12 protein-coding genes are annotated in these 11,456 nt (G+C 68.8%); 4 read left to right on the forward strand and 8 right to left on the reverse strand.

Annotated features, from left to right (window positions below):
- Positions 1-96: 96 nt before the first annotated feature.
- Positions 97-1,530, forward strand: coding sequence for an FAD-dependent oxidoreductase (locus MSG_RS22705; RefSeq protein ID WP_096443236.1), 1,434 nt, complete (start codon positions 97-99; stop codon positions 1,528-1,530).
- Here MSG_RS22705 and MSG_RS22710 read toward each other — a convergent pair.
- Genes MSG_RS22710 through carD form a run of 6 tightly spaced genes read right to left on the reverse strand, consistent with a single transcriptional unit; the run spans position 1,458 to position 6,483 of the window.
- Positions 1,458-2,444: a glycerophosphodiester phosphodiesterase gene (locus tag MSG_RS22710; RefSeq protein ID WP_096444736.1), complete on the reverse strand. Its 987-nt coding sequence runs from the start codon at positions 2,442-2,444 to the stop codon at positions 1,458-1,460. The two genes, MSG_RS22705 and MSG_RS22710, sit on opposite strands and share 73 nt — an antisense overlap.
- Positions 2,440-3,369: a 23S rRNA (guanosine(2251)-2'-O)-methyltransferase RlmB gene (gene rlmB, locus MSG_RS22715; protein WP_096443238.1), complete on the reverse strand. Its 930-nt coding sequence runs from the start codon at positions 3,367-3,369 to the stop codon at positions 2,440-2,442. Before rlmB ends, MSG_RS22710 begins: the two co-directional genes overlap by 5 nt.
- Positions 3,369-4,778, reverse strand: coding sequence for a cysteine--tRNA ligase (cysS, locus tag MSG_RS22720; protein ID WP_096443240.1), 1,410 nt, complete (start codon positions 4,776-4,778; stop codon positions 3,369-3,371). The genes rlmB and cysS overlap by 1 nt, the downstream gene beginning before the upstream one ends.
- Before the next feature lie 49 nt (positions 4,779-4,827).
- Positions 4,828-5,307, reverse strand: coding sequence for a 2-C-methyl-D-erythritol 2,4-cyclodiphosphate synthase (gene ispF, locus MSG_RS22725; RefSeq protein WP_096443242.1), 480 nt, complete (start codon positions 5,305-5,307; stop codon positions 4,828-4,830).
- Complete coding sequence (gene ispD / locus MSG_RS22730; protein ID WP_096443244.1) at positions 5,304-5,972, reverse strand: 2-C-methyl-D-erythritol 4-phosphate cytidylyltransferase; 669 nt, start codon at positions 5,970-5,972, stop codon at positions 5,304-5,306. Before ispD ends, ispF begins: the two co-directional genes overlap by 4 nt.
- A 22-nt stretch (positions 5,973-5,994) precedes the next feature.
- Positions 5,995-6,483: an RNA polymerase-binding transcription factor CarD gene (gene carD, locus MSG_RS22735; RefSeq protein ID WP_007166539.1), complete on the reverse strand. Its 489-nt coding sequence runs from the start codon at positions 6,481-6,483 to the stop codon at positions 5,995-5,997.
- A gap of 326 nt (positions 6,484-6,809) precedes the next feature.
- On the opposite strand from carD, the gene MSG_RS22740 reads away from it, so the two are divergent.
- From MSG_RS22740 to disA, 3 genes are read left to right on the forward strand one after another with little or no spacing between them, the layout of a single operon-like run.
- Positions 6,810-7,364 (forward strand): hypothetical protein, encoded by a 555-nt coding sequence (locus tag MSG_RS22740; protein ID WP_181159177.1) that lies wholly within the window; start codon positions 6,810-6,812, stop codon positions 7,362-7,364.
- A 53-nt stretch (positions 7,365-7,417) separates the two neighbouring features.
- On the forward strand, positions 7,418-8,833 hold the full coding sequence (radA, locus tag MSG_RS22745; protein WP_096443246.1) for a DNA repair protein RadA: 1,416 nt from the start codon (positions 7,418-7,420) through the stop codon (positions 8,831-8,833).
- A 6-nt stretch (positions 8,834-8,839) separates the two neighbouring features.
- Positions 8,840-9,913 carry a DNA integrity scanning diadenylate cyclase DisA gene (disA, locus tag MSG_RS22750; protein ID WP_096443248.1) on the forward strand — a complete coding sequence of 358 codons (1,074 nt, stop codon included), beginning with the start codon at positions 8,840-8,842 and terminating at the stop codon, positions 9,911-9,913.
- A 7-nt stretch (positions 9,914-9,920) separates the two neighbouring features.
- Here disA and MSG_RS22755 read toward each other — a convergent pair whose 3' ends face one another.
- Both MSG_RS22755 and MSG_RS22760 read right to left on the reverse strand, forming a co-directional pair.
- Positions 9,921-10,721: a hypothetical protein gene (locus tag MSG_RS22755; RefSeq protein ID WP_096444738.1), complete on the reverse strand. Its 801-nt coding sequence runs from the start codon at positions 10,719-10,721 to the stop codon at positions 9,921-9,923.
- Between the two features lie 105 nt (positions 10,722-10,826).
- On the reverse strand, positions 10,827-11,444 hold the full coding sequence (locus MSG_RS22760; protein WP_096443250.1) for a carbonic anhydrase: 618 nt from the start codon (positions 11,442-11,444) through the stop codon (positions 10,827-10,829).
- Positions 11,445-11,456: the final 12 nt, after the last annotated feature.

Genomic DNA, 11,456 nt, shown 5'->3' on the forward strand with positions numbered 1-11,456 from the left:
CCCGCAGCAATCGCGTAGTCCACTACGCTGTCGGCCCTCGTTTCGGCCCATGAGCATGGTTTTTGTCGGATACGCGCGCAGCACGGGCGGTGGGCTATGGCAAAGATCGGTAATCACGCACTGGTATTGGGAGCGAGCATGGCCGGTCTGTTGGCCGCGCGTTCGCTCAGCGAGTTCTACGACATGGTCACGGTGGTGGAGCGCGATCCGCTGCCCGACATTCGGCCCGAATCCGCCGCCGCCCGCCGGGGTGTGCCGCAGGGCCGGCACCTGCATGGTCTGCTGCCGCGCGGCGCCCAGGTGATCGAGCAATTGTTCCCCGGCATCCTCGACCAGCTGGTCGTCGGCGGCGCGCATCGCTTCGACGGCCGGGATCTCTCGCAGGCCTACTACCACCTGGGCGGGCACCTGATGGTGCGCTCCGGCGGCGCCCCCTCGTGCGCCATGTACTTGGCCACCCGGCCTTTCCTCGAGGAACACGTCCGCGCGCGGTTGCGCCGCATCGGCAACATCACGCTGATCGACGACCACGACATCGTCGACCTGACCACGACACAAGACCGGCACCGGGTCACCGGCGCCCGGGTGGTCAACCGTCGCACCCGCGACGACGTCACGCTGAGTGCGGACCTGGTGCTCGATGCCACCGGCCGCAGTGCCCGCACCCCGGCGTGGCTGGATGCCCTGGGCTACGAGCGACCGGCCGAAGACCAGGTCCCGGTGCACCTGACGTATGTGAGTCAAGCCCTGCGCATGGACCCGGACGCGCTGCATGAATTGGGCTTCCTCGTCGGGGCGGTGCCGGGCCGGCCGCGCGGGCTGGGCATGCTGCGGTCGGAGAACGACACGTGGATGTTCACCGTTTACGGCATCGCAGGTCATAGGCCGCACCCCGACCTGATATCGATGTGCGAGTTCGTCGAGGACTGTGCACCGGCCCACCTGCTGGCAGCGGTCCGCGCCGCGGAACCTATCGGGGAGCCCACCCGGCACAGCCAGCCGTCCAGTCGGTGGCGCCGCTACGACAGGATACGACGCTTCCCCGAGGGCCTGCTGGTCATCGGCGACGCGATCTGCAGCTTCAACCCGATCTACGGCCAGGGCATGACGGTGGCCGGGCTGGAGGCCCTGGCACTGCGCAACTGCTTAGCCAGCGGCACAGTCGATTTGGCACGGCGATTCTTCCAGGCCGCCGCGGTGCCGATCCGCCAGGCGTGGGAGTTGTCGGCCAACCCCGACCTGTGCCTGCCTGAAATCGAGGGCACGCCGCCATTGCTCACCCGACTGTTGAACGGGTACATCGATCGCGTCCTCACCGCGAGCGAATACGACCCGGCCGCGGTCGAGCGGTTCGTCAGGGTGACCGCGCTGATCGATCCTGCCAGCCGGCTGCTGCGCCCGGGCATAATGTGGCGCGCCGCGCTGGCCAACCGTCGCCGACCACGACGCGACCCCGGTCAGGCCGGACGCGCGGCAGGCGGCAGCGGCATCCCGAGCGCGGACAGCACGCTGCGCAGCAAGGTGGGGTAGTCGGTGATGATGCCGTCGACGCCGTAACCGATCTGCTCGCGCATCGCGTCGGCATCGTTGACAGTCCACGGAATCACCTTGAGCCCCAACGCATGTGCGCGGTCGACGTACGGCTTTCCGGTGACGAGCTGATATCGGGGTGAGACGATGTCGGCACCCGCCAGCAGGGCGCCGATCAGCGGATCGCCGATGACGGCGGCGTCTTGACCGGCCAGCCACGGCGAACCGGGTGCCCACGTCTCCTCGTTGTACAGCGCCACCAACGGGATCGACGGCTCAGCGCGGCGGACCATCGGCAGGGTCCGCCAGTCGAAGCTCTGAATCTCCACCCGGTCGACCTTGCCCGCCGCCCGGACCGCGGCCAGTATCACGTCGACGAACTCCTGTGGCGCGGCCGACCTGCCGGGCCGGTCGGCTTCCACTTTGGTTTCGATGTTGTAGCGAACGGCAAAGTGATAGGAATCGGCGAGCGCGAACACCTCGGTCAAGGTGGCTATCTTGTTGCCCCGCACCACTTCCGCGTGCGGGAATTGGGCGAGCCGGCGACCGCAGTCGAGCGTGCGGAGCTGTGCCCACGTGAGCTCGTGCACCAGCTTGCCGACGTAGGGATACTGCGGGTCACCGGCGAACACGGGAGCGGTGTCGGAGCATTTCTCCGGATCGATGGTGGGGTCGTGCCACACCAGAGGTTGCCCGTCCACGGTGAGCACAATGTCGAGTTCCAGTGTGGTGACGCCCAGTTCGATCGCCTTGGCGAAGGCGCGCAGCGACTCCTCGGTCGCCTCCCCGCGCCCGCCGCGGTGGGCCTGCAGGTCGAATCCGCCGTCTTGCGCCCCCGCCAGCGGCAGCGGAAGAATCGCCACGGCCGCGACCGCGGCGCCCAGCCGCGCGAGCCGCCCGGCCAATCCGCTAATGCCTGCGCTGCCGGGCGATCTCGGCAAGCACCACCCCGGCTGCCACCGAGGCGTTGAGTGATTCGGTGTCACCGGCCATCGGGATCGACACTACCTGTTCGCAGTTCTGCCGCACCAACCGTGAGAGGCCCTTGCCTTCGGAACCGACGACGACGACCATCGAGTCGGTGCCGTCCAGGTCGTCGAGCACGGTGTGACCGCCGGCGTCGAGGCCGACGACGCGCACCCCGCGTTCGGCCCAATCCTTCAGTGTCCTAGTGAGATTGGTGGCACGCGCGACCGGGAGACGGGCCGCCGCACCGGCGCTGGTGCGCCATGCCACCGCGGTGACCGAGGCCGAACGGCGTTGCGGTATCAGCACGCCGTGTCCGCCGAAGGCCGCGACCGAACGCACGATCGCGCCGAGGTTGCGGGGGTCGGAGATGTTGTCCAGCGCCACCAGCAGCGCCGGCGGCGACTGCAACGCGGTGGCGAGCAGGTCGTCGGGGTGGGCGTAGTTGTACGGCGGCACCTGCAATGCGATGCCCTGGTGCAGATGATTGGCGGTCATCCGGTCCAGATCGAGGCGCGGCACCTCCAGGATCGCGATGCCCAAATCAGCTGCCCGGCCGACGGATTCGGTGAGGCGCTCGTCGGCCTCGGTGCCGAGCGCGACGTAGAGGGCCGTCGCCGGAACGCCGGCGCGCAGGCATTCCAGCACCGGGTTGCGCCCCAGGACCGTCTCGGTGTCGTCGGTGCGCTTGGCCGGCCGGCGCTGCTGCGACTGCGCGCGCTTGGCCGCGGGATGGTTGGGCCGCAGATGGGCGGGCGGCGTGGGGCCACGACCCTCCAGGCCGCGACGCCGCTGACCGCCCGAGCCAACGGTGGGCCCCTTCTTGCTGCCGGATTTGCGGATCGCACCCTGGCGCCGCGAGTTACCGGCCACTACTTGTCGTCACCGGTCTGCAGCTCCCACTGCGGACCGTCGGCGGTATCGGTGACCTCGATACCGGCTTCCTTCAACCGATCTCGGATCTGGTCGGCCAGCGCCCAGTCGCGCTGCTCACGTGCCTTCTGCCGGCTCTCCAGTTCGGCCTGCACCAGCACGTCGACGGCCGCGAGCGCGGCGGAGGTTTCGTCGCGCGTCTCCCAGCGCTCGTGGAGCGGGTCGCAACCCAGGATGCCCATCATCGCCCGGATCGCGCCGGCGTTGGCCAGCGCGCCCGCATGGTCACCGGCGTCGAGCGCGCGATTGCCTTCGGCACGGGCATGATGGATCTCGGCCAGCGCGATCGGGACGGCGAGGTCGTCGTCGAGCGCCGCGCCGAATCGCGGCGTCCACTGACCCGGCACCACGGTGCCGACCCGGGTGCGGACCCGATGCAGGAATTCCTCAACCCCCACATAGGCTTTGACGGCGTCCTGCAGCGCGGTCTCGGAGAACTCCAGCATCGAGCGGTAATGCGCGCTGCCCAGGTAGTAGCGCAACTCGGCGGGCCGAACCCGTTGCAACATCGCGGGTATGGACAAGACGTTGCCCAGCGACTTGCTCATCTTCTCCCCGCCCAGCGTCACCCAGCCGTTGTGCAGCCAGTAACGAGCGAAGCCGTCGCCGGCCGCCTTGCTCTGCGCGATCTCATTCTCGTGGTGTGGGAATACCAAATCCATTCCGCCACAATGGATATCGAATTCGGCGCCGAGATAGGTGCGGGCCATCGCCGAGCATTCCAGATGCCAGCCGGGGCGTCCGCGGCCCCACGGCGTCGGCCACGAGGGCTCGCCGGGTTTCGCGCCCTTCCACAAGGTGAAGTCGCGCTGGTCGCGCTTGCCGGCGGCCACGCCCTCGCCCTGGTGAACGTCGTCGATCTTGTGCCCGGACAGCTGCCCGTAATCGGGATAGCTGAGGACGTCGAAGTAGACGTCGCCGCCAGAGGCGTAGGCGTGCCCGGTTTCGATCAACCGATCCATTAATTCGATCATCTGGGTGATGTGGCCGGTGGCGCGGGGCTCGACCGATGGCGGCAACACGTCCAGGGCGTCGTAGGCGGCGGTGAACGCACGCTCGTAGGTGGCCGCCCATTCCCACCAGGGCCGGCAGGCCGCGGCGGCCTTGGTCAGAATCTTGTCGTCGATGTCTGTGACGTTGCGGACGAACGCGACGTCGTAACCACGCGCGGTCAGCCAGCGGCGCAGGATGTCGAATGCCACCCCGCTGCGCACGTGCCCGATGTGCGGCTGCCCCTGCACGGTTGCGCCACACAGGTAGATGGAGACGTGCCCCTCGCGCAGCGGGACGAAATCACGCACGGCCCCGGTCGCCGTGTCGTGGAGCCGCAAGTCGGGGCGTTCGGTCACGACGTGCCAGCTTACCTGCTGGTTCCGATTCGCCGGCCGCCGAGCGGCTCTATCCCGCAGGGACCACCAGCGCGGTCGCGACGGCGGCCAGCCCCTCGCCGCGTCCGGTCAGTCCGAGCCCGTCGGTCGTCGTCGCAGAAACCGATACCGGCGCGGCCAGCAGGTCCGACAGCACCCGCTGTGCCTCGGTACGCCGCGGGCCGATCTTGGGCCGGTTGCCGATCACCTGCACGGCGGCGTTTCCGATCCGGTAGCCGTGCTGCGACGTCAGATCGCGGACGTAGCGCAGCATGTCGGCACCGCTCACGTCCTTCCAGCGCGGATCATCGACCCCGAACACCGCGCCGATGTCGCCCAGCCCCGCGGCCGACAACACCGCGTCGCACAGGGCGTGGGCGGCGACGTCGCCGTCGGAGTGCCCGGCGCAGCCGTCGGCGTCGGCGAACAGCAGGCCGACCAGCCAGCACGGGCGGCCGGGCTCGATCGGGTGCACATCGGTGCCCAGACCGACCCGCGGCAACTCGGTCACCGGCGCACTATCGCTTGAGCCAGCAGCAGGTCGAGCCGGGTGGTGATCTTGAACGCCAGCGGGTCGCCGTCGACCACCTGAACCTGGCCGCCGACATGTTCGACGAGGGACGCGTCGTCGGTGAACCCGCCGCCCGCCGCGGCACGCTGATACGCGCGCAACAGCAACTCGGTGCCGAACCCCTGCGGGGTTTGCACCGCGCGCAGACCGGCCCGTTCTGGCGTGCCCAGGACGGCGCCGTTGGCATCCACGGCCTTGATGGTGTCAGACAGCGGCAACGCGGGCACGACAGCGCCGTGACCGGCCCGCAACGCCTCGACCACCCGCACGATCAGCCCGGGTGGCGTCAGCGCCCGGGCTGCGTCGTGTACCAGCACGAACTCCGGTCCGCCGGACAGCGCGGCCAAGGCCAGCCGCACGGATTCGGTGCGGCCGGCACCGCCCGCGACGACGGTCGCCCGGTCTGTCAGAATCTGCTTGGCCTGGCCCAGGCGGTCGGCGGGAACGGCGACCACGACGTGGTCGACCACACCCGACTCGAGCAGACCCGCGACGGCACGCTCGAGCAGGGTGCGTCCGTCGAGTTCGCAGAATGCTTTCGGAATACCGGCAGCCAGCCGTTCCCCCGACCCAGCGGCCGGGACGACTGCAGCTACCGTGCGCACGGCCGCTTCAGGCTCAGGTCCTTCAGGAAGCGGCGGCCAGAACCTCGTCGAGAATGGTTTCCGCCTTGGCGTCGTCGGTGCTCTCCGCCAACGCCAGCTCGCCGACCAGAATCTGCCGCGCCTTGGCCAGCATGCGCTTCTCACCTGCCGACAGGCCGCGCTCCTGGTCGCGACGCCACAGGTCGCGCACTACCTCTGCCACCTTGTTCACGTCACCGGAAGCCAGCTTTTCGAGGTTGGCCTTGTACCGGCGTGACCAGTTGGTCGGCTCTTCGGTGTGGGGGGCACGCAACACCTGGAAAACCTTGTCGAGGCCTTCCTGGCCGACGACGTCGCGGACGCCGACGTACTCGGCGTTGTCGGCGGGGACTCGAACGGTCAGGTCACCCTGGGCGACTTTCAAGACGAGATACTCTTTTTGCTCCCCTTTGATGGTGCGGGTTTCGATTGCCTCGACTAACGCAGCACCGTGATGTGGATAGACAACGGTATCGCCGACCTTGAAGATCATCTGATTCGAGCCCCTTTCGTTACTTCAGTCTAACACGGCAGCCCAACACGCGCGTAGCAACGTTGCAGGTCAGGGGCACAACACACGCGGATTAGGGGTTGACAGACAGAGCAAGACGTGCAACAGCACACGCTACGCCTGCCCGTGTTCGGCCAGTTCACGCCCCCTCTGACGGCCCTGTTGCGGGTGCTGACCGCCGGTGTTGCTCCCTGCGCTACCGCTGACAAGACGTTGCTACTACTGTGCATAGTTGCGCGGTTTAGCCGTTGAATCGCGCCGCGACTTGCCGTTATCCGACCCCTGACCGACTCCGCAGGAGGCATTGAGTGAACCGCATCAGGACGGGCCTGCCGATCCGCCTATCCGCCCGGCTCGCCCTCGCCGGCCTGGCTGCCCTGGTCTGCGTGGTGGTCAGCGGTTGCGGCACCGGGCAGATTTCCCAGACGGCGGTCCAGGAGCCGGCGATCAACGGCAACCGCATCACGATCAACAACGTGGCGCTGCGCGACATCCGCATCCAGGCCAGGCAGACCAACGACTTCATCCAGCCCGGCCGGTCGGTGGAGCTGGTGCTGGTCGCGGTGAACCAGTCGCCGGACGTGGCGGACCGCCTAGTCGGCATCACCAGTGACATCGGTCAGGTGACCGTCAGCGGCGATGGCCGCCTGCCCGCCGACGGCATGCTGTTCATCGGTAAGCCGGAGGGTCAGAACGTGGCGCCGGGCCCGATGGACTCCAGCTCCGTCGCCAAGGCCACCGTCAACCTGGTCAAGCCGATCTCGAACGGGCTGACCTATAACTTCACCTTCACCTTCGAGAAGGCCGGCCAGGGCACCGTCTCGGTGCCTATTTCGGCGGGATTGGCGGCGCGGGAGGGCTGACGGCCCAGCCCGCCTCCCGGGGTTTTGTCGGCCCCGCCCGATACCGTCATGGCGTGGCAACCGCGCGCTCGCAATACCGGTGTTCGGCGTGCCGCCATGCCACCGCCAAATGGGTCGGCCGCTGCCAGGAATGCGGCACCTGGGGCACGGTCGACGAGATAGCCGTACTCAGCGCGGTCGGCACCGGCCGCCGCCCGCCGAGTTCGGCGTCGCGACCCGTGCCGATCAGCTCCATCGAGCCGAACGTCAGCCGGCACCGCCCGACCGGCGTCGCTGAACTCGACCGGGTGCTCGGCGGCGGCGTGGTGCCGGGCTCCGTGACGCTGCTGGCGGGCGATCCCGGCGTGGGCAAGTCGACCCTGCTGCTCGACGTCGCCCACCGCTGGGCGCAGTCCGGCCAGCGCGCGCTGTACATCTCCGGCGAGGAGGCCACCGGCCAGGTCAGGTTGCGCGCCGACCGGATGGGCTGCGGCAGCGACGAGCTCTACCTGGCCGCCGAATCCGACGTGCACACGGTGCTCGACCACATCGAGACGGTCAAGCCGTCGCTGGTCATCGTCGACTCGGTGCAGACAATGTCGACCAGCGAGGCCGACGGCGTCGCCGGCGGGGTCACCCAGGTGCGCGCGGTCACGGCCGCGCTGACCGCGGTCGCGAAGGCCAACGGCGTCGCGCTGATCCTGGTCGGCCACGTCACCAAGGACGGCGCCATCGCCGGACCGCGCTCGCTCGAGCACCTGGTCGACGTGGTGCTGCATTTCGAGGGCGATCGCAGTGGCGCGCTGCGCATGGTCCGCGGGATCAAGAACCGCTTCGGCGGCGCGGATGAAGTCGGCTGTTTCTCGTTGCACGACAACGGCATCGAGGGCGTCACGGACCCGTCGAGCTTGTTCCTGGACCAGCGTCCGACGCCGGTACCCGGAACCGCGATCACGGTGTCGCTGGACGGAAAGCGGCCGCTGATCGGTGAGGTCCAGGCCCTGCTGGCCACGCCGACCGGCGGATCGCCGCGCCGCGCCGTCAGCGGGATCGACCACTCTCGCGCCGCGATGATCACCGCTGTGCTCGAAAAGCACTGCAAACTGAAAATCGCCGTGAACGATATCTACCTGTCCACCGTGGGCGGCATGCGATTGACCGACCCGTCCGCGGACCTCGCGGTCGCGATCGCGCTCGCCTCCGCGTACGCCGACCTGCCGCTGCCCACCACCGCGGTGATCGTCGGCGAGGTCGGCCTGGCGGGCGACCTGCGGCGCGTCACCGGCATGGAACGGCGGCTGGGCGAGGCCGCGCGCCAGGGATTCGGCGTCGCGCTCATCCCGGACGGCGACGATCCTCGGCGCGAAATAGTGCCGAACGGGATGCAAGCGCTGCGCGCGCCGACCATCGTCGCGGCGCTGCATCACTTGAAAGACATCGCCCGCCACCACCACCGGCTGGACGCATGCCGCCGTCGGGCCGCACAATGACACGCTGTGAGTCGTCCGACCCTGCGTGAGACCGTCGCCCGCCTGGCACCCGGTACCGGGCTGCGGGACGGACTCGAGCGAATCCTGCGCGGCCGCACCGGGGCGCTCATCGTGCTCGGCAACGACGAGAACGTCGAGGCCATCTGCGACGGCGGCTTCGCCCTCGACGTGCGCTACGCGCCGACCCGGCTGCGCGAGCTGGCGAAGATGGACGGCGCCGTGGTGCTGTCCACCGACGGCAACCGCATCGTTCGGGCCAACGTCCAACTGGTTCCCGACCCGTCCATCCCGACCGACGAATCGGGCACGCGCCATCGCTCGGCGGAACGCGCCGCGATCCAGACTGGCTACCCGGTGATCTCGGTCAGCCACTCGATGAACATCGTCACCGTCTACGTGGATGGGGAGCGCCACGTGGTGGCCGATTCGGCGACGATCCTGTCGCGGGCCAACCAGGCCATCGCGACCCTGGAGCGCTACAAGACCCGCCTCGACGAGGTCAGCCGGCAGCTGTCCCGGGCCGAGATCGAGGACTTCGTGACGCTGCGCGACGTGATGACGGTGGTCCAGCGGTTAGAGCTGGTTCGGCGCATCGGGCTGGGTATCGATTACGACTGCATCGAGCTCGGGACCGACGGGCGCCAATTGCGGCTCCAGCTCGAGGAATTGATGGGCGGCAACGAGATCGCCAGTGAGCTGATCGTGCGCGACTATCACGCCAGCCCGGAACCGCTGTCGGAAGGGCAAGTCATCGCCATGCTTGACGAGCTGGACGCGCTGTCGGACACCGAGCTGCTCGATTTCACCGTGCTGGCAAAGGTTTTCGGATACCCGACGACCCCCGAGGCACAGGATTCGGCACTCAGCCCGCGTGGCTACCGCGCGATGGCCGGCATTCCCCGGCTGCAGTTCGCCCACGTGGACCTGCTGGTCCGCTCATTCGGGACGCTGCAGGGCCTGCTGGCGGCGAGCGCCAACGATTTGCAATCGGTCGACGGCATCGGCGCGATGTGGGCTCGCCACGTGCGGGAAGGGTTGTCGCAGCTGGCGGAGTCGACGATCACCGACTCCCCGAGCTGACGCGCCGTCAGCCCCCGGGAACCGGCGCCCCCGCCGGCGGAGCCTCCGGGGGCGGCACCATCGCCGGCTGCCCGGGCACCGGACCCGGCGGCGGTGGCGGCTGGTTCAGGATGAACGGGACCGCGAGCGAACGCAGGTTGCCCAGCTGCACGACGAGGTTGTACGTGCCGGGGCCGATGGCCGGCCGCGGCAGCGGGCAGTGGGGGGCCGAGCCCATGCCGGTCCACGTCACCGCGGTCGTCACCTGCTCGCCCGGCGTGAAGGTCTTGACCAGGGTCTCGTTGGACGGCGCGCAGTCCAGGTTCGACCACAGTCGCTTGTTGTCCAACGAGTAGACGTAGGCGGCCAGCACCGCGGCACCGACATCGCGCTTGCAGGCCACCAGGCCGATGTTGGTGACGACCATCGTGAATTTCGGCTGGTCGCCGATGAAATACTGCGGCGCGTTGGTCAGGCCCTTGACGGCCAGCGTCGAATCGGGGCAGTCATCGCCCTCCTTGAGCACCGGTGGCGGCATCACGGCGGCCGTCGGTGTAGGGGACTCGAGATTCTGCCCCTGCGGCGGTACCGGGGTCACGCCTTCCTGCCCGGGCGGCGGCGCCTGCGGAGGCGGCGGCGATCCCGGCTTGTTCTGCGCGGAGTTCGCCTTGTCGGTGTTGGCGGGCTTCGCACCCGAATTGCTGCCGATGAAGGCGATGATCGTGGCGACCACGATGCCGATCACGACGACCGCGATGCCGATGGCCAAGCCTCTACGCCGCCAATAAATCTCCGTGGGTAGCGGGCCACGCGGTTCCAGATCCAGCACGATCACACCGTAAGGCCAGGTCACGCCGATTAGGCCGATCCGGTCCGGCGTGTCGCAAGGTTAGCTGGCAGACCGCCGTGTTAGTGGCGACTCGGACGGCCCCGGTTACTCGCCGATGTCGCCGATGTGGTCGACCAGCGCGGCCCGCCCGTCGGCCAGGTGGTAGACGATCCCGGCGAGGGCCACGGAGCCCGCCGACACCCGCTCCGCGATGGCCGAGGAACGCGACACCAGCTGCGCCAACGTCTCCTTGACGTGCCGCTCCTCGAACTCGTCGACGCGGCTGAGGCCGTCACGTTTGCCCAGCAGGATCGTCGGCGCCACGCGTTCCACCACGTCCCGGATGAACCCGGCGGGCACCGCACCGTCGTCGACCGCGGCGATGGCGGCCTTGACCGCGCCGCAGCTGTTGTGGCCGAGGACCACGATCAGCGGCACATTGAGCACGACGACCGCGTATTCGATCGATCCGAGCACGGCCGTGTCGATCGCCTGCCCCGCGGTGCGGACCACGAACACGTCACCGAGACCCTGATCGAAAAGAAGTTCGGCAGCCACCCGGCTGTCCGCACAGCCGAAGATGACGGCGGTCGGGTCCTGGCCAGCGGCCAGGCTGGCGCGGTGGTCGATGCTCTGGCTGGGGTGCGCGGGCCGGCCGGCGACGAACCGCTCGTTACCCTCTTTGAGTGCTTTCCATGCGGTTATCGGATTGGTGTTGGGCATGGCACACATTCT

It is taken from the genome of Mycobacterium shigaense (assembly GCF_002356315.1).
In the GTDB taxonomy this organism is placed as follows: Bacteria; Actinomycetota; Actinomycetes; order Mycobacteriales; family Mycobacteriaceae; genus Mycobacterium; species Mycobacterium shigaense.

What these genes read in the sequence shown, in the direction of transcription:
- MSG_RS22760 (WP_096443250.1), bottom strand. Translation starts at nt 11,444, where the DNA reads ATGCCCAACACCAATCCGATAACCGCATGGAAAGCACTCAAAGAGGGT.
- carD (WP_007166539.1), bottom strand. Translation starts at nt 6,483, where the DNA reads ATGATCTTCAAGGTCGGCGATACCGTTGTCTATCCACATCACGGTGCT.
- MSG_RS22705 (WP_096443236.1), top strand. Translation starts at nt 97, where the DNA reads ATGGCAAAGATCGGTAATCACGCACTGGTATTGGGAGCGAGCATGGCC.